Origin of the sequence: Aeromonas sp. OTU364, assembly GCF_038440395.1 — a bacterium.
GTDB lineage: Bacteria > Pseudomonadota > Gammaproteobacteria > Enterobacterales > Aeromonadaceae > Aeromonas.
In genome coordinates this window covers 15,668-31,536 of record NZ_JASATR010000031.1, presented here as the reverse complement: position 1 = coordinate 31,536, position 15,869 = coordinate 15,668, and the positions used below count along the sequence as shown (strand labels likewise).

Below are 15,869 nucleotides of genomic sequence, written 5' to 3'. Positions count from 1 at the left end.
GGGCTGCGCGGGGGCGGGGGCCGCCCCCCCCCCCCCCCCCCGGCCAGACGACGGATGTCGTACACCTCCTGATCCACCATCTTGCTCCACTCCTCGTTGCTGGAGAGCGCCGGCACATAGCGGCGGCTGCGCTCCAGCATCTCCAGCACCTGCTCCCGGCTGAGCCGGCTGATGCTCTGCTTGTCGGCCCAGGTGAAGCCGAGGGAATGCAGCTCTCCGGTGAGCAGGGTCAGCTTGCGATAGACCTGCAGGGTGATGACCCCGGGCAGTGCGCCGTGCACCAGTTCGAACTTCTCGTCCCGCCCGCCGGCGGCCTGCACCAGCGCCTTGAAGGCGAGCTTGTGGCCGTTGATCTCGTCGAGCAGCGGCTGCAACAGGGGGGCGCTGGCGGCGGGGAAGCGCAACCAGCCAGGCAGGCGGTGAGTCGCCTTGGTGGAGCAGCCGGGGCGGGCGCTGTGATCCTGAAAGGCGGCCAGGGTGGCGGCCAGCGCCTCCTCCCCCGAGAGATAGCCTACCTCTATGGCCTCGATGGGATCGTGCTCTTCCCCTTGCGGCACGGCGGGCAGGGGATAGACATGGGCCTCCAGCAACTCGAGCTGGCCGAGCTGTCTGGCGAGACGGGCAAGGGCGTCTTCCAGTTCGTCCATCTGTTGACGCAGGGCGGCGGTGGGGGTAAAGGTGTCCATCGGCATATCCTGTCTGTTTCCCCAATTCGTCGCCCTAAAGGTGACGATCAGGGGGCATGATTAAAGTACTGTATAAATAACCATACCAGTATGACGGGAAGGCGCCAAGTGCCGCCTTTCAAGCGCCGTCCGGGGGGGGGGCAGCCCTGGTCGCCTTCAGAGGGTTGCCTGTCTGTATCATCCTGTTAAATAACGATCTTTAAGTGATCCAACGATTAACAATTGGCGCCTGGGCCGAGGTAGCCGCGTCCTGCCTGGCACTCGGGCTCTGCATAGCTAACGTGGGAAACTGCATAGTTAGAAGCAGATGATGCAGGAGAAAATGCTGCCGGGCTGGGCGAGGGAGTGTCTGGTTAATATTTCACATATAAATCAATATCTTGAATTTAACCTCATGGCGAGATAAACCATTACTTTTACTAATCCCATGTATCAAAATTCGTCAATTGAGGCACCTCCTCGCCCTGACTAAGCTTTGCGCATCAAATCCGAGCCTTGCGCAGAACTAGAGAGAGGAGCCATATCATGGCCAACATGACTTATACCGAAGCCGGTTACCAGGATTCCAGCGAATCGAATCTGGTTGCTCGCGTCAAGATGACCGTCCTGACCTGGCTGGAACGCAGCCGCAGCCGTCGCCAGCTCTCCGAGCTGCCCGCCTACCTGCTCAAGGACATCGGTCTGAACGAAGCTGACCGCTATCAAGAGACCACCAAGCCGTTCTGGCGTGGTTGATCAGCCGGGCATGGATGCCTCGTTTTCTTGCTGATCTGAACTGCTCTGCCTGATGCTCTTCGCCCCCCAGACGGGCCTGATTTTTCCCCTGTTGCCGCTTCCTGTTTTCCCCCTTGTCTGTTTTTCCTTCTGTTTGCCCCCAGTGGCATGAGTTGTCATCATCCCTCGCCAACTTTGTATCCTTACTGTTTGAATTTGTTTAAAAACTGATTTTAAGCCCGGCTGCCTTGCGTATAATCCGGCCATGGCATTCCAGACAAGAGGGTGAGATGGATGATTCCCCAGCATGACTTTTTGGCCCTGACCCGCCGCCACGAGTGGCAGCTCGAGCCCTTTGCCTTCGAGCTGGCCAACGGCACCCGGGTGAGCGTGTGGGACACCGGCGTGCTCTGCCTGGAGCCCGCGCCTGGGTCGCCTAGCGGGCGCAAGGACATAGTGCTCTCCTGCGGCATTCACGGTAACGAGACTGCCCCCATCGAGATCTGCAACCAGCTGCTGACCCGGCTGCTCAGCGGGGAGCTTCAGGCCCGCCACCGGGTGCTCTTCCTCTTTGGCAACCCTGCCGCCATGAACCAGGGGGCGCGCGAGGTGGAGGAGAACATGAACCGGCTCTTCAGTGGTGCCCACAGCAAGGGGGAGGGGCTGTGCAACCGGGAACGCATTCGCGCCATGCGCCTGGAGCAGTATGTGAGCCGCTTCTTCGCCGATCCCGCCCGGCCCCGTTATCACTACGATCTGCACACCGCCATTCGCGGCTCCCGTCACGAGAAGTTTGCGGTCTATCCCTTCCCCCACGAGCGCCCCCACTGCAAGGAGCAGGTGCAGTTCCTCGGGGCTTGCGGGGTGCGCACCATACTGCTCTCGAGCGGCCCGACCACCACCTTCAGCTATTACAGCTCGCACCAGCATGGCGCCCATGCCTTCACGGTGGAGCTTGGCAAGGTGCGCCCCTTTGGAGAAAACGACATGACCCGCTTCATCGAGGCGCGTCAGGCGTTGCAGGCGCTGGTGACCCAGGATGAGGTGGTGCTCGAGCCCTGGCGGGCGGATGACTTCACGATTTTTGCCATCGATCGGGTGATCAACAAGCAAACGGCCGAGTTTCGTTTCCTGTTTGCCAGCGACGTGGACAATTTCACCGAATTTCCCCAGGGGTTTGTGCTGGCGGAAGATGGGGAACGCCAGTACAGGGTAGAGAAAGCGCGGGAGGCGGTGGTCTTCCCCAATGCCAACGTGGCCATCGGCCAGCGGACCATGCTGCTGGTGGTGCCAACCCGCCTGTGGTCGTGATCTGAGCCCCTCTTTTCACACCAACCCTGCGCCCCTGGCGGCGTGGCCAGGATGGTCGTGATCCCGAACTCGCCCTGACAGGGAGCCCGAAAGGGCTCCCTTCTTCGTTTCTGCTCGCCGAAAATCTCATCTTCTTTCTGAAATTAAAGAAGTTTCTACTGGTCTTACCTGAATGAATCACGTTGCCCTTTGCTTAACATCTTATTTACATTCTAAGGGTCACCTCATGGTGGTGACGCTGACAACGGCAAGGAGCCAGTTATGACCCATGTCGACATCCCCTTCCTTCGTTACCTCGATGAGGAGGGGCGCCCGGTCGCGACACTGCCGACCTGGCTGGACAAGGCGATGCTGCACACCTTCTACCGCAACATGGTGATGGTGCGCAGTTACGACAAGAAAGCGATAGCACTGCAGCGAACCGGCAAGCTCGGCACCTTTCCCTCCCACTTGGGGGCGGAAGCGGTGGGGATCGGGGTCGGTCTCGCCATGCGGCCGGAGGATGTCTATGTGCCCTATTACCGGGACATGCCCACCCTCTATGTGCGGGGCGTGCCCATGGAGCAGAACCTGCAATATTGGGGCGGAGATGAAAGGGGCAGTGTCTTCTACAAGGCCGATGGAGAGTTGTCGGAAGACTTGCCCATCTGCGTCCCCATCGCCACCCAGATCACCCATGCCGCCGGCATAGCGGCCGCCTTCAAGCTGCGCAACCAGCCCAGGGTCGCCGTGGTGACCATAGGGGATGGCGGCACCTCCAAGGGGGATTTTCTCGAGGGGCTCAACTGTGCCGGCGTCTGGCACCTCCCCATGGTGATGATCATCAACAACAACCAGTGGGCCATCTCGGTGCCACGCAAGCTGCAGTCGAGCGCACCAACCCTGGCCCAGAAGGGTATAGGGGCCGGGGTGCGCAGCCTGCAGGTCGACGGCAACGACGTGGTGGCCGTCTATGAGGCGACCCGCGCCGCCATGGAGCGGGCACGCAGCGGCAAGGGGCCGACGCTGATCGAAGCCGTCAGCTACCGACTCGGGGATCACACCACGGCCGACGATGCGACCCGCTATCGCGAGGCCGCCGAGGTGGAAGCCGCCTGGGCCAAGGAGCCGGTCAAGCGGCTGCGCCAGTTCATGTTTGAGCAAGGCTGGTGGGACGAGCATCAGGAGCAGGCGCTGTTGGCGGAGGCGGGTCGGGAGGTCGAGCGTGCCGTCGCCGCCTATGAAGGCATGGCGCCGCAGGCGCCGGAAACCCTGCTCGATTACCAGTTTGCCGAGCTGCCGCGGGAGTACCGTGTCCAGCGTCAGCGCATCATCGCCAAGGGCATGCAGCAGCGCGGCGGGGAGACACACCATGAGTGACATGACACTGCTCGAAGCCATCAATCTGGCGTTGCACCATGAGATGGAGCACGACCCCGACGTGGTGGTGCTGGGTGAGGATGTGGGGGTCAACGGCGGGGTGTTTCGTGCCACTGTGGGCCTGCGCGACAAGTTCGGCTTCAAGCGGGTGATAGACACACCGCTGGCGGAGGGGCTGATCGCCGGGGTGGCGGTCGGCATGGCGACCCAGGGACTCAAACCCGTGGCCGAATTCCAGTTCCAGGGCTTCATCTTCCCCGGCATGGAGCAGATCATCTGCCAGGCGGCGCGCATGCGTAACCGTACCCGTGGCCGGCTCTCCTGTCCCATCGTCTACCGCTCCCCCTATGGCGCCGGCATCCATTCGCCCGAACACCACAGCGAGAGTGTCGAAGCCCTGTTTGCCCATATTCCGGGTCTGAGGGTCGTCATCCCCTCCAGCCCGAGACGGGCATATGGCCTGTTGCTGTCGGCCATTCGCGATCCGGATCCCGTGATGTTCTTCGAGCCGGACCGCATCTACCGCTCCATGAAGTCGGATGTGGTGGATGACGGCGTCGGCCTGCCGCTGGATGTCTGCTTTACCCTGCGACCGGGGCGGGATCTCACCGTGGTTGCGTGGGGGGCCTGCATCCAGGAGGTGATGCGAGCCGCCGCCCTGCTGGCGGAGCAGGACATCCAGTGCGAGGTGCTGGATCTCGCCACCATCAAGCCCCTGGACATGGAGAGCATCCTGGCCTCGGTGCGCAAGACCGGGCGTCTGCTGGTGGTGCACGAGGCGTGCGGCAGCTTCGGGGTCGGTGCCGAAATCGTGGCGCGGGTCACCGAGGAGGCGTTGACCTCCCTCAAGGCGCCGCCAAAGCGCCTCACCGGGGTGGATGCCGCCGTCCCCTACTATCGCAACGAGGAGTATTACCTCATCACCGAGCAGGATATTGCGGATGCGGCTCACCAACTGATGGAGAACAAGTGGCTATGACGTCTCTCAACTGTTGGCGCCCAGGCGCCCGAGCAAGGAAGAGCCATGAAGTCGGTCAATCTTTGGTGATGTTCCCGCGGATGGAGAACTGGTCATGAAATTTTTCAAATTACCGGATCTGGGCGAAGGTTTGGCCGAGGCCGAGATAGTCGAATGGAAGGTCAGTGCCGGCGATACCGTGAGTGTCGATCAGGTGCTGCTGTCGGTGGAAACTGCCAAGGCGCTGGTGGATGTGCCCTCGCCGGTGGCGGGAGTGATCGCCAGGCTGTGCGGCCAGGAGGGAGACATACTCCACATCGGTGCTCCCCTGGTGGAGTTCGAAGGAGGTGAAGACGACGGTACTGTGGTGGGCAAGGTCAGCGCCCATCAACGGCACATCGAGGATCACTTCGTGGTGGGAGCCATGGCACCCGGTGGCGCCCTGGTGCAGGCCATGCCGGCGGTACGTCTGCTGGCGCAAAAACTGGGGCTGGACATCGACAGGCTCAAGGGCACTGGCAGCGCCGGCATGGTGACCGAGCAGGACGTGCAGAGCGCCTTCGAAGCGCTGCAGAGCAGCGGCAACGAGTTCCTCAAGGGCTCGCGCCGGGCCATGGCCAAGGCGATGGAGCACTCCCATCAGACAGTGGTGCCGGTCAGCATCACCGACGAGGTGGACCTGCGTCACTGGCGGGCAGACGAAGACGTGACGGTGCGCCTCATCAAGGCCATCGGGGTGGCGTGTCGTGCCGAGCCCTCCATGAATGCCTGGTTTGACGGGGATACTCTGTCCAGGCGGCTGTTCAGGGAGGTCAACGTGGCCATCGCCGTCGACTCCAAGCACGGGCTCTATGTGCCGGTGATGGAGAACGTGGCCGAGCGGGAGCGGACGGACATACGCCACGGACTGGATCGGATGATCGCCGATGTGAAGGCGCGCGCCGTGCCGCGAGAGATGTTGCAGGGGGCGACCATCACCCTCACCAACTTCGGTGCCATCGCAGGCCGCTATGCCAGCCCTATCGTCACGCCACCCCAGGTGGCCATCATAGGGGCGGGCAAATTGTTCGAAAAAGTGGTCTTCATCCATGGGGAGGCGCGGCCGGTCCGGGCACTGCCCTTGTCGATGACATTTGACCACAGGGCCTGTACCGGCGGGGAGGCGGCGCGCTTCCTCAAAGCCCTGGTTCAGGCACTGGAAGCGGCGGATGCGTAAGTGATTGCACCCTGCCCTTGGCGGGGTGCAAATTTGGTTGCGTAATCGACAAAGGCACGTATAATCTAAACCAGCTTGAAAGGGCGTTAGTTATGTCAATGAATATGATGTTTTGCATCTTTTCCTGTTGTTCATAAGTTAATCCCGTTTTTGAGCTTTATCCGCTGAAAAGCATAAGTAATTATTTTGAATACAGGTTAAAGATATGTCTAACATGATCACCGGTACCGTTAAGTTTTTCAACGAAACCAAAGGTTTTGGCTTCATCCAGCAAGAAAACGGCCCGGACGTTTTCGTTCACTTCAGCGCTATCAGCGGTAACGGTTTCCGTACCCTGGCTGAAGGTCAGCGCGTACAGTTCTCTGTGACCCAAGGTCAGAAAGGCCCGCAGGCTGAGAACGTAACTGCTCTGTAATTCTTACAGAATTTAAGAAAGCCGTGGTACCTCTGGTGCCACGGCTTTTTGTTTTATGGCATATTGATAAACCACCTTTGCCAATGACCATCATCATGATCCCATCACTCTTGTTGACCGTGGTGCTTGCCAATGCTCCCGTGCCGGATCCCGCGGCCAGCGAGGCCGTGACCGTGTGCCAGCAATTCGTGCAGGTGCGTTTGGGCAAGGCAGAGCAGCCCGAGGAGATCAAGGCGCAGCCTGTCCCGAAGCGGGCAGGGGAGTGGCTGATCGATGGCAAGGTAAAAGGACCCGAAGGTCCTTTGTTGTTTGCTTGTCTGCTGCGGCAGGGAAAGCGCTGGGAATTGCTCAACTTCTCGCTTTGGGCGCCGCAGGAACTCAATTCGGCTTGAGTGCCACCAGCAGGTGCTGAAGATGCTCCAGCATGGTCATGCCGAAGGGGGTCAGATAGCCGCCATCAACGGCACTGATCATGCCTTGGCTGTGCAGGCGCTGCGCCGCGAGGCACAACTCTTCAGACATGTCGCTGCGTAACTTGATCCCCAGACTCATGTTCGCCGGATCAAAGCATGCCAGTATTTTCAGCTCATTCACAAAATCGTCAGAAACCTGGTCGATCCCACTCATGGATGCACTCCTTACGCTAAAGATGTATGCAAACTAGCATTCCCGGTTTGACTTTAGTGGGCGCTGGCTCAAAGTATTGGGCTTTGTCTGGACCGGCTGTGCCCGAACGCTGCTTTTTTGGCCGGAAGCCTCACGCCCCGGCTGGCTGGACGAGCAGAGTCCGCGTGCCGCTAAACATGGTAGAATGGTCCCTCTTTTGTCCCCCTGGCCAGGTATGAACCCAGGTCTTCCAGCTCAAGGCGCGTCTCATGATCACTGTCACTCTGGTATCTCTGCTGCACACCCTAGGTCCCCGCTTTTCTGTTTATGCTCCGTCCTTGCTGCTCCCCTTGCTCGATGAGCATCAGGGGGATCTCTGGCTGCCTTCCATCAAGGGGGCGGATGTTGCCGCCCTGCGCCAGCATGGCAAGGGGGGCGGGGCCCAGACCCTGGCCCCTCTGGCGGCGGGGTGGTGTGACTTCGGGACCGGCGGCGAGGGGGATACTCCCGAGCTGGATGCACTGGCGAGTTATGACGAAGAGATGCTGGACAACCTGCTGATGTACTGGCACAGCCCTGGCAAGATCAACAGCCCGATCACCGATAACCTGTTCGAGCTGCGCCGCGAGGTGGTGGATGAAGCCCATGGCACCGGGCTGGCGACCGCTTGGCAGCAGCAACAACAGGCGCGCTTCGAGCAGATCATGCAAGGTGTGCAGGCCGGGCGGGATCAACTCTGTTTCGTCGAGGTGGAGTCCGCCTACTGGCTGCGCCAGCGTTTCTGCGAGACGGCGGAGATCACCCTGGTGACCCCGGCGCTGGGCTGAGATCGCCGAAACAGGGGCGACCGAGCACTCTTGCTGGACAAGGCGCCAGCAAGATGTGAACATGTCGCCCTTTATTGAATGAGAGACTTGACCAATGAGCTATGAACTTAGCGACACCGAGCGCAATGCCGCGCTGCAACTGAACGCCGACTACCGCTTTGATCACTTCATCAGCAAGCTGGTCGAGCATGAAGAGCTGTTTGTTCTGACCGACGAGCACGGCGTCATGATGTTGACCACCGAAGACGAAGACTGCATCCCGGTCTGGCCGCATCCGGAATACGCCAAGGCCTGGGCCGAAGGCGAGTGGGCTGATTGCAAGCCGCAGTCCATCACCCTCAAGGTGTGGCTGGATCGCTGGGTCGACGGCATGGAGCAGGACGAACTCTGCGTGGCCGTGTTCCCGACCCCGGAGCAGGAAGGCATAGTGCTGGATCCGGCCGACGTGGCCGACGCCATCGCGCAAAAGCAGGCCAAGCGCGGCTAAGTCCCGTCCAGGCGCTGCTGCCACAAAAAAGACCCCGCCACAGTGCGGGGTCTTTTGTTTCGCCGAGCCAGAGCGTGGAGAGAGCTCAGGGCTGTTGATAGCGGGTGTCGATCAGGGTGACGGGAGGGAAGGTCTTGCCCTGTTTGATGGCGGCTTTCGTCTCCGCTTTCAGCTCTTCGTCAATCCAGAGCAGGCCGCCGAAGCTGTAGCCCGAGTTGGCGCCATCCAGGGGCCAGTAGAGCAGATCGCTCTGGGGCGTTGCCGGCGTCTTGGGCAGTTTTATCCAGCGCCAGGCACCTGCCCGGGTATAGGGGACCTGATAGGCGGGGACGAAGCTGGCCAGTTCATAGAGCCGCTGCTGGATCTGCCGTGAGAGCTCGGCCTTCTTGCCGAAGTCGAACGCCTTGTCGTATTGCTCCACCAGAGCCGAGATGGCGTCGTCATCGAGGTTCATGATGTTGTTGGTCTGGGGCTTGTTGGCGTTGACCTTGTGGAAGTGCTCCCAGTAGGCCGGATAGCGGCCACTGCTCCAGGCCATCCAGGCGCTCTGGTGCTTCTTCTCCAGCATGGATTTGAAGCCGGCGGAGGCATCCATCAGGTTCAGCTCCAGATTGAGGCCCGCCTTCTTCGCCTCTTCCCGCAGCAGGGTCAGGCGCTGGGCATGCTCGGCCGTGGTGTAGGTGATGCTGAGGGAGAGGGGCTGGCCCTTGTCGTTTTGCAAGATGCCATCCGGCCCCGTCTTGGTGAAGCCCGCCTTGGCGAAGTAGTCCCGTGCGAGCCTGGGATCGAAGGGGCGTGCCTTGATGTCGGTGTTGGTGAAGGCCCCCTGGCCCGAGCCGTAGCTGTTGAGGCGCTGGTAGTCCCCCCGCAGCAGGGTGGCGATCATCTTGTCGAGGGCGAGGGCGTACTGGATGCCGAGCCGCACATTGATATCCTTGAGCAGCGGGTCTGCGGTGTTGAGGTAAAGCCCCATGGGGGACTGCGGGGTCTGGTTGTAGAACCAGAGCCGCTCGATATAGCCCTTCTCGAACTCCGCTGTCTTGCTCTTGTCGTGCCACCAGTTGGGCATGACCAGCGGGAAGGTGTCGAGATCGCCGCGCAGGAAGTGCTGCCAGGCGATGTTCTGATCCCTGAGCACCTTGATCTCTATCCGGTCCGGGTTGAAGCGGTGCTGGAAGTAGCGCTCCCCGTCACCCCACCAATCCTTGACCCGGTTGAAGGTGACCGACTTGCCCTTCTTCAGTTCGCCAATCTGGTAGGCGCCGGTGACCGGCAGCACCTTCCAGTTGTACTCCTTGACCCAGTTGGCCGTGAGCTTGATGGCATGGCTCGGCTCCGGGCTGAACGGCAGGGATTCCAGCAAATCCTCCCGGCTCTTCTCGGTGCCGCTGGTGATGGCGAGGGTGTGATCGTCGAACCTGGTCACCTCGCTTATCTGGGTGCTGTAGTAGTTGTTGTACCAGGGATCATTGATCTCCTTGCTGCGCATCATCTTGAGGGTAAAGAGCCAATCATCGGCGGTGACGGGCTGGCCGTCCGACCAGCGCGCCTTGGGGTTGAGGCGAAAATAGAGGGTCTTGTGATCGGCGCCGAAGGCCCATGCGCTGGCCAGCATGGGAATGGGATTGCCGGTCACCGGATGGGTGGCGAGCAGGGGCAGATTGGTTTCGCGGACGTAACCGGCGAAGCCGCCGTTGGAGTCGGGCCCGTACTTGCGCAAGGTGAGCGGGAAGCTCGACATGAAGTCACGGAAGGTGCCGCCCCGTTTGGCCTCTGGATCGGCATAGACGGGGTCTGTGTCGTTGCTCTCCCACTTGAGATCTGCCGGCAGGGTGGCGCTCCAGCCGAAGGCGCTCCAGCAGAGGGGGAGCATCATGGCTGCGGCCCGCATGACACGGGGCAAAGCGGGGATGACCGAGGGTGAACTGTGCAGCATGTCCTTGCTCTCCTGATGGTTGGCGTCCTGCCGGGTCAAGCGGTGGGGCCCGTGAGGGCCTGTCTCATCATGGGAAGTTTCCCCATCGAGGTCAATGCTCGGCTTGTGCCTTGAACAGCCTCATTTTTCCGCCCAGCAGATGGACCACGAAGCCGAGCAGCACCAGGCCGGATCCCAGCCACTGCAGGGACGTGGGGTGCTCATCGAGGAGCAGGGCGGCCGCCACCATGCCGACGCAGGGCACCAGCAGGGAGAGTGGCGCCACCTGGGCCACCGGATAGCGCATCAGCAGCCGTCCCCAGAGGCCGTAGCCAAGCCAGGTGGCGACCAGCGAGAGATAGAGCACGCACAAGAGCCCCTGCCAGCTGAAGTTGAGCAGGCTGGTGGCAATGACATCGGGCCCCTCGAACAACCAGGAGAGCGCGAAGAAGGGCAGTATGGGCACCAGGCCGCCCCAGGCGATAAGGCTCGGCAGTGCGGTCTGGTAACGCAGCCCAATCTGGCGATTGATGACGTTGCCAAGGCCCCAGCAGGCGGCGGCGCACAGGGTCAGCACGAAGCCGAGCAGGGTCAGGTTGCCTTCGCCATGGGTGGCGATGAGATAGAGGCCGGCCCCCGCCAGCGGCAGCGCTACCCAGTGGTGAGGCTGCCAGCGCTCCCCCAGCCAGATCATGGCGAACAGCAGGGTGAACACCACCTGGGATTGCAGCACCAGGGAGGCCATGCCCGCCGGCATGCCGAACTTCATGGCGCAGAACAGGAAGGCGAACTGCCCCAGGCTGATCGCGCCGCCATAGGCCAGCAGCCAGCGCCAGGGCATGGCGGGCCTGGGCACCAGCAAGATGGCGGGGAAGACAACGCCGACGAAGCGCAGCGCCCCCAGCAGCAGCGGCGGTATGCCCTCCAGCCCCCATTTGATCGCCACGAAGTTGAGTCCCCAGCAGAGAATGACCAGGGCGGCCAGACACTTGTCCTTGGCTTGCATACAGCGTCCTTGTGTGAGAGGCAGGGCCATCAGATGGCGCCGGAAGGAAACGAGCATACCCTCGACAGGGTGGCTGGCGTCAAGTCGCAAGCGGGGGAGGGTGGGGCGGGTCCAGGCGGCAAGCCGCAATGACAGGTTCAGGCGGTGACGCAGTGCAGGGTTATGCCGCGGGCTGCGATGGCGGCGCGCATGGGGGCGGGCAGCGCATCGTCGGTGACCAGCACGCCGATCTGGCCCGGGGCACCCAGCTGGCTGGGGTGGATGGCGCCAAATTTGCTGCTGTCGGTGATGACCACATTGGTCACCCCCTTGGCCAGCACGCTGTTGACCACGTCGGCCCGCATCATGTCGCGGCCGGTAAAGCCCACCTCGGGGTGAAAACCGTCGACCCCGATGAAGGCCTTGGAGAAGTGCACCTGCTCGATACAGAGGCGCGTCAGCGGCCCCACCACGCTTTCGCTCTGATGCTGGAACAGGCCGCCGAGCAGCACCACCTGGGCCGGGGTGTCCTTGAGCAGATGGGCGATATAGCTGCTGATGGTGATGATGGTGACCCGCTTGTGCAGGGCAAGGTGGCGCGCCAGCATGGCGTTGGCGCTGCCCCCTTCGATAAAGACAGTCTCGCCATCTTCCACCAGCTGGGCGGCCCGCTCGGCGAGGCGCTCCTTGAGCAGGTAGTTGATGTTCATCCGGGCATCCGGGTCATCGGTCTCCAGCGCCATGGCCGAGCCGTGTACCCGTCTGAGCAGCCCCTGTTTCTCCAGCGCGGTGAGGTCGTTGCGCACCGTCACCTCTGACACCCCTGTGTGCCGTGACAGCTCGGCCACGCTCATCTTGCGGGCCTGATGGACCAGGGTGAGGATCAGTTGGTGGCGTGGATTCATGGTGCGCTCGCATGCAAGGTGGTGGATAGCGGCAAGCCACCCGTGGGGTGGCTTGCCAATCATATGACGTCACGGGCGCCATGGGACGCGCCCCGTCAGAGACTGTGCTCGGTGCGGGCGATGATATCATCTTGCGCATCCGGGGATAAGGCGGTGAAGAAGGCCGAATAGCCGGCCACCCGCACCACCAGATCCCGGTACTGATCCGGATTGGCCTTGGCCGCCAGCAGGGTTTCGCGCGAGACGATGTTGTACTGCACATGCCACCCCTTGTGCACCTCGAAGAAGGTGCGCAGCAGGCTCATCAGCTTGGTTTTGTCCCGCTCGTTCTCAAGGCTGGCCGGACTCAGCTTCTGGTTGAGCAGCACCCCGCCGAGGATGGCCGCCGTGGGCAGCTTGCCGATGGAGTTGAACACCGCCGTCGGGCCGAGACGATCCGACCCCGAGGAGGGGCTGGCCCCTTCCGCCAGCGGCGTGCGGGCACGGCGACCATCCGGGGTGGCCATGGTGGCGGCACCAAAGGGTACGTTGGCGGAGATGGAGGAGGTGCCGGCATAGTAGGTACCGCCGATGGGGCCGCGCCCGAAGCGGGTGTTGTGCAGCCCCTTGAGCTCGTCGATGTAGCTCTGGTAAGCCTGCACCAGCAGCATATCTACCTCGTCCAGATCGTTGCCATATTTGGGGGCTGCGTTGGTGAGGCGCTGACGTAGCTGCTCCCCCGCCAGCCCGGCAAAGTCTTGCTCCAGGGCGGCGGCCAGCTCGTGCTGATCCACCGCACCCTGTTCGAACACCAGTTTCTTCAGGGCAGCCAGACTGTTGCCCAAGTTGGCGATCCCCACCTGCAGACCGGAGACCCAGTCATAGACGGCGCCCCCCTCCTTGATGGTCTTGCCGCGCTCGATGCAGTCATCTACCAAAGTGCTGCAGAGGATGTCATGGGCCTGCGCCTCCAGCACGCTGTCGACCACGCAGTCGATTTCGATGGATTTGCGGGTGAAGTAGCGCACCTGCTCATCCCAGCGGGCCATCACCTCGTCAAAGTTGCCAAAGCTCCCGTCTCGCAGCGACTGGGGCTGGGGCAGGAAGACCTTGCCTGTGGTGGCATCGCGGCCGCCATCGAGGGAGGCCAGCAGGATGCGGGCAAAGTTGATAAAGCTCATGCCGGTGCAGCGGTAGCCCCACTTGCCGGGCACGGCGGTCTCGATGCAACCGATGGCGGCGTAGTGGTGGGCATCCTCCACGCTTACCCCGAGCTTGATGAACTCGGGGATCACCACCTCGTCGTTGTTGAAGGCGGGCATGCCAAAGCCGCAGCGGATCACCTGAATGCAGGCGTCGAGGAAATCCTCGCTCATCCCCGCGTGGTAGCGCACCGAGAGGTTGGGCTGGGTCGAGCGCAGCTGGCCGCAGGACTCCAGAATCGCGTAGGAGAGGCCGTTGACTGCGTCATGGGCCGCACCATCGCGCCAGTTCTGGCCACCGATGGTGACGTTCTGGTAGAGCGGGCTGCCAGCGGAGGCCTTGGAGTGGGTGCCGGATCGGATCTTGTTCACCTCCAGCAGTTTGAGCCAGCACCCTTGCAGCAGCTCGATGGCGCGCGTCCGAGGCAGGGATTCCGACAGCTCCACCTCGCGGTGATACCAGGGGTAGAGGTACTGATCCATCCGGCCAAACGATACCGAGTGGCCGTTGGATTCGATCTGCAGAATGAGCTGGATAAAGTAGCAGAGCTGCAGCGCCTGCCAGAAGGTCTCGGGGGGCTGGTGGGCGATGTGGGCGCAGTTGAGCGCCATGGTCTCAAGCTCGCTTTGGCGCTCCGGGCGCGACTCCTGCACGGCCATCTCGCGGGCAAGGGTGGCGTAGCGCCCGATATGATCGCTGACCGCCTCCAGGGTGATGGCGACGGCGTGCAGGAACTGCTCGCGCTGCAGATCGGCCCAATCCGCCAGATCCAGCCGACTGCGCCGCTCGGCCACCTTGGCCTTGAAGCCATCGAGCCCTAGCGTGAGCAGCTCCTCGTAGTTGACCGCGAGGTGGGCATCCCCCGAGGTCATGTTGCCCTCGGCCTTGATGATGCCGCTCTCCAGCAGCGCTTTCTGCTCGTCGGTAAAGAGGCCGAAGCAGCGATCCTGCACCGTCTGGCCACGCCAGAAGGGGGTTAGGGCATGGATGATCGCCTTGTCGGTTTCGCTGACCGCAAAGCCGGCACCGGGTCTGTCTGCCAGCTCGTCTATTTCCTTCTCAATCCAGCTCACCGTGTATTCGGGAAACAGCGGCGCCGCCCGTACCTGACTGGCCTGATTGCCGACGATAAGCTCGTCGTGCTTGATCCAGATGGTGCGTTCCTTGAGGTGATGAGCCAGCGCCAGGGCGCGACGCACCGGCAGCGGGCGGGCGAGATGAGCCTGATAGGCCTCGGTGTAGTGGCGGGCTCGCTCGGTGCAGACCGGTGGCTGAACGATGTGGATCAGGCTCTCTTTGTGGGCGCGGATCCGCGGGCTGAGGGTATTGAGGTCGAGCTGGGTCATGATCTTATCCTCTGGTCACAGGGGTCAGCCCCTGACGTTGGGCGTATGCGTGGGCAAAGTGGAGTAAATCGGGGTCGTCGAGTGGTGTGTCCGGCGCCTGATAGGGCAGATCCAGCAGGGCATATTTGCCCACCCCCAGGGTGTGGTAGGGGAGGAAGTGGATCTCTTGCACAGTGCCGAGGCTGGCGGCGGTGTCGGTGATGGCTTCGATCGATTCGCGGTCGGCATTGAAGCCGGGAATGAGCGGCACCCGGATCTGCATCGGCACGCCGCGCTCGGCGAGGCGTTTGAGGTTCGCGATGGGCAGCTCCACCTTGCCGCGGGTCCAGTTAAAGAAACGCTCTTTATCCACGTGTTTGAGATCCGCCAGCACCAGATCCAGTGAGGGGAGGCTTGGCTCAATCTGGTGCCAGGGCACATGCAGGCAGCTCTCGACCGCGGTGTGCAGCCCTTGTGCCTTGCAGCGGGCCAGCAGGGCGGCGGCAAAGTCGGGCTGCATAAACGGCTCGCCACCGGAGAGGGTGACGCCACCGCCGCTGCGCTCGAAGAAGGGGCGATCCCGCAGTATGGTGTCCATCAGGGTATCCAGGGTTTCATCCCGACCGCACACCTGCAGCGCTTCGCTCGGGCAGAGACCGCGCAGCCGTTCCATATCTTCGGCCTTGAGGGCTGAACGGCTGAGCTGGATCCCCTCGCTGTCACGCAAGATTGCCGGACAGGTCTGGCTGCAGAGCTGGCATCCCTCAATGCATTGGCGCCGGTCGAATAAGATGTCCGGCTTGGGAGAGCGGCTCTCCGGGTTTTGACACCACAGACAGGCCAGCGAACACCCCTTGAGAAATACCAGGGTCCGAATGCCGGGGCCATCGTGAGTTGAATATCGTTGCAGGTCGAAAATCATACCGCCTCCTTTTGTTTTTTTATTCTATTTGCTTTCATTCGAAGGTTGATTTGATT

At 61.9% G+C, this 15,869-nt stretch carries 16 protein-coding genes; 9 read left to right on the top strand and 7 right to left on the bottom strand.

Annotated features, from left to right (window positions below; all coding sequences use genetic code 11):
* Window positions 1-686, bottom strand: a 686-nt coding sequence (locus AAHB08_RS20690) for a DNA replication terminus site-binding protein (RefSeq protein ID WP_342059950.1), incomplete at its 3' end; no start/stop codon positions are given.
* 525 nt (window positions 687-1,211) lie between these two features.
* Between AAHB08_RS20690 and AAHB08_RS20685 the strand changes: the two genes are divergently transcribed.
* The 7 genes from AAHB08_RS20685 (at window position 1,212) to AAHB08_RS20655 (ending at window position 7,051) form a co-directional block, all read left to right on the top strand.
* Window positions 1,212-1,421: a DUF1127 domain-containing protein gene (locus AAHB08_RS20685; RefSeq protein WP_005331430.1), complete on the top strand. Its 210-nt coding sequence runs from the start codon at window positions 1,212-1,214 to the stop codon at window positions 1,419-1,421.
* Window positions 1,422-1,694: 273 nt separating this feature from the next.
* The gene (astE, locus tag AAHB08_RS20680; protein WP_342059949.1) at window positions 1,695-2,711 is read left to right on the top strand and encodes a succinylglutamate desuccinylase; all 1,017 of its coding nucleotides are present in this window, start codon (window positions 1,695-1,697) and stop codon (window positions 2,709-2,711) included.
* Window positions 2,712-2,972: 261 nt separating this feature from the next.
* Complete coding sequence (pdhA, locus tag AAHB08_RS20675; RefSeq protein ID WP_319913386.1) at window positions 2,973-4,070, top strand: pyruvate dehydrogenase (acetyl-transferring) E1 component subunit alpha; 1,098 nt, start codon at window positions 2,973-2,975, stop codon at window positions 4,068-4,070.
* Window positions 4,063-5,049 carry an alpha-ketoacid dehydrogenase subunit beta gene (locus AAHB08_RS20670; RefSeq protein ID WP_202046144.1) on the top strand — a complete coding sequence of 329 codons (987 nt, stop codon included), beginning with the start codon at window positions 4,063-4,065 and terminating at the stop codon, window positions 5,047-5,049. The genes pdhA and AAHB08_RS20670 overlap by 8 nt, the downstream gene beginning before the upstream one ends.
* Before the next feature lie 94 nt (window positions 5,050-5,143).
* On the top strand, window positions 5,144-6,244 hold the full coding sequence (locus AAHB08_RS20665; protein ID WP_342059948.1) for a dihydrolipoamide acetyltransferase family protein: 1,101 nt from the start codon (window positions 5,144-5,146) through the stop codon (window positions 6,242-6,244).
* Between the two features lie 205 nt (window positions 6,245-6,449).
* A complete protein-coding gene (locus tag AAHB08_RS20660; RefSeq protein WP_005331438.1) occupies window positions 6,450-6,659 on the top strand; it encodes a cold-shock protein in 210 nt (69 codons plus the stop codon).
* 95 nt (window positions 6,660-6,754) lie between these two features.
* On the top strand, window positions 6,755-7,051 hold the full coding sequence (locus AAHB08_RS20655; protein WP_342059947.1) for a hypothetical protein: 297 nt from the start codon (window positions 6,755-6,757) through the stop codon (window positions 7,049-7,051).
* Here AAHB08_RS20655 and AAHB08_RS20650 read toward each other — a convergent pair.
* Window positions 7,038-7,286: a TIGR02647 family protein gene (locus AAHB08_RS20650; RefSeq protein ID WP_139434838.1), complete on the bottom strand. Its 249-nt coding sequence runs from the start codon at window positions 7,284-7,286 to the stop codon at window positions 7,038-7,040. The two genes, AAHB08_RS20655 and AAHB08_RS20650, sit on opposite strands and share 14 nt — an antisense overlap.
* Window positions 7,287-7,534: 248 nt before the next feature.
* Between AAHB08_RS20650 and AAHB08_RS20645 the strand changes: the two genes are divergently transcribed.
* Together AAHB08_RS20645 and AAHB08_RS20640 are read left to right on the top strand one after the other, a co-directional pair.
* Window positions 7,535-8,092 (top strand): hypothetical protein, encoded by a 558-nt coding sequence (locus AAHB08_RS20645; RefSeq protein ID WP_342059946.1) that lies wholly within the window; start codon window positions 7,535-7,537, stop codon window positions 8,090-8,092.
* Between the two features lie 94 nt (window positions 8,093-8,186).
* Window positions 8,187-8,579 (top strand): DUF2750 domain-containing protein, encoded by a 393-nt coding sequence (locus AAHB08_RS20640; protein WP_005331447.1) that lies wholly within the window; start codon window positions 8,187-8,189, stop codon window positions 8,577-8,579.
* Window positions 8,580-8,664: 85 nt separating this feature from the next.
* Here AAHB08_RS20640 and AAHB08_RS20635 read toward each other — a convergent pair whose 3' ends face one another.
* The 5 genes from AAHB08_RS20635 to AAHB08_RS20615 form a co-directional block, all read right to left on the bottom strand.
* Window positions 8,665-10,470 (bottom strand): extracellular solute-binding protein, encoded by a 1,806-nt coding sequence (locus AAHB08_RS20635; protein WP_446699555.1) that lies wholly within the window; start codon window positions 10,468-10,470, stop codon window positions 8,665-8,667.
* Window positions 10,471-10,606: 136 nt separating this feature from the next.
* Window positions 10,607-11,500, bottom strand: a complete 894-nt coding sequence (locus AAHB08_RS20630) for an EamA family transporter (RefSeq protein WP_139434844.1) — start codon at window positions 11,498-11,500, stop codon at window positions 10,607-10,609.
* 137 nt (window positions 11,501-11,637) lie between these two features.
* Window positions 11,638-12,384, bottom strand: a complete 747-nt coding sequence (locus AAHB08_RS20625; protein ID WP_319916626.1) for a DeoR family transcriptional regulator — start codon at window positions 12,382-12,384, stop codon at window positions 11,638-11,640.
* 95 nt (window positions 12,385-12,479) lie between these two features.
* On the bottom strand, window positions 12,480-14,912 hold the full coding sequence (locus AAHB08_RS20620) for a formate C-acetyltransferase/glycerol dehydratase family glycyl radical enzyme (protein ID WP_342059944.1): 2,433 nt from the start codon (window positions 14,910-14,912) through the stop codon (window positions 12,480-12,482).
* Window positions 14,913-14,916: 4 nt separating this feature from the next.
* A complete protein-coding gene (locus tag AAHB08_RS20615; RefSeq protein ID WP_342059943.1) occupies window positions 14,917-15,813 on the bottom strand; it encodes a glycyl-radical enzyme activating protein in 897 nt (298 codons plus the stop codon).
* Window positions 15,814-15,869 lie beyond the last annotated feature (56 nt).

What these genes read in the sequence shown, in the direction of transcription:
- AAHB08_RS20655 (WP_342059947.1), top strand. Translation starts at nt 6,755, where the DNA reads ATGATCCCATCACTCTTGTTGACCGTGGTGCTTGCCAATGCTCCCGTG.
- AAHB08_RS20630 (WP_139434844.1), bottom strand. Translation starts at nt 11,500, where the DNA reads ATGCAAGCCAAGGACAAGTGTCTGGCCGCCCTGGTCATTCTCTGCTGG.
- AAHB08_RS20615 (WP_342059943.1), bottom strand. Translation starts at nt 15,813, where the DNA reads ATGATTTTCGACCTGCAACGATATTCAACTCACGATGGCCCCGGCATT.
- astE (WP_342059949.1), top strand. Translation starts at nt 1,695, where the DNA reads ATGATTCCCCAGCATGACTTTTTGGCCCTGACCCGCCGCCACGAGTGG.
- AAHB08_RS20685 (WP_005331430.1), top strand. Translation starts at nt 1,212, where the DNA reads ATGGCCAACATGACTTATACCGAAGCCGGTTACCAGGATTCCAGCGAA.
- AAHB08_RS20640 (WP_005331447.1), top strand. Translation starts at nt 8,187, where the DNA reads ATGAGCTATGAACTTAGCGACACCGAGCGCAATGCCGCGCTGCAACTG.
- AAHB08_RS20665 (WP_342059948.1), top strand. Translation starts at nt 5,144, where the DNA reads ATGAAATTTTTCAAATTACCGGATCTGGGCGAAGGTTTGGCCGAGGCC.
- pdhA (WP_319913386.1), top strand. Translation starts at nt 2,973, where the DNA reads ATGACCCATGTCGACATCCCCTTCCTTCGTTACCTCGATGAGGAGGGG.
- AAHB08_RS20645 (WP_342059946.1), top strand. Translation starts at nt 7,535, where the DNA reads ATGATCACTGTCACTCTGGTATCTCTGCTGCACACCCTAGGTCCCCGC.
- AAHB08_RS20660 (WP_005331438.1), top strand. Translation starts at nt 6,450, where the DNA reads ATGTCTAACATGATCACCGGTACCGTTAAGTTTTTCAACGAAACCAAA.
- AAHB08_RS20650 (WP_139434838.1), bottom strand. Translation starts at nt 7,286, where the DNA reads ATGAGTGGGATCGACCAGGTTTCTGACGATTTTGTGAATGAGCTGAAA.
- AAHB08_RS20625 (WP_319916626.1), bottom strand. Translation starts at nt 12,384, where the DNA reads ATGAATCCACGCCACCAACTGATCCTCACCCTGGTCCATCAGGCCCGC.
- AAHB08_RS20670 (WP_202046144.1), top strand. Translation starts at nt 4,063, where the DNA reads ATGAGTGACATGACACTGCTCGAAGCCATCAATCTGGCGTTGCACCAT.
- AAHB08_RS20620 (WP_342059944.1), bottom strand. Translation starts at nt 14,912, where the DNA reads ATGACCCAGCTCGACCTCAATACCCTCAGCCCGCGGATCCGCGCCCAC.
- AAHB08_RS20635 (WP_446699555.1), bottom strand. Translation starts at nt 10,470, where the DNA reads ATGCGGGCCGCAGCCATGATGCTCCCCCTCTGCTGGAGCGCCTTCGGC.